This window comes from Marinobacter confluentis, from assembly GCF_004785685.1.
GTDB lineage: Bacteria > Pseudomonadota > Gammaproteobacteria > Pseudomonadales > Oleiphilaceae > Marinobacter > Marinobacter confluentis.
Window position 1 is genome coordinate 1 of the sequence record NZ_SRPF01000101.1, and the last position, 300, is coordinate 300.

Annotated in this window: 1 pseudogene; it reads right to left on the reverse strand. The window is 59.3% G+C overall.

Annotated elements, in window-relative coordinates:
• A pseudogene (locus E5Q11_RS17735) lies at nucleotides 1–300 on the reverse strand (50S ribosomal protein L1); the annotation flags it as partial.

Genomic DNA, 300 nt, shown 5'->3' on the forward strand with positions numbered 1-300 from the left:
CCGACAACGCGCATGGCATCCGGAGTGGCGATAACCACGTCAAAATCCATCACGCCTTTTTTGACCTGTTCTGCCAGATCGTCCATGCCGACGATGTCGGCACCAGCAGCGGTTGCCGTCTCGGCGTTGGCACCCTGCGTGAATACAGCGACACGAACGGTCTTGCCAGTGCCGTGGGGCAGAACGGTGCTGCTACGGACAACCTGGTCAGATTTCCGGGCGTCAACACCAAGGTTGCTCGCAACGTCTACAGACTCCTTGAACTTGACGGTTCCGCCGCGTTCAACGAGCAGCGCAACG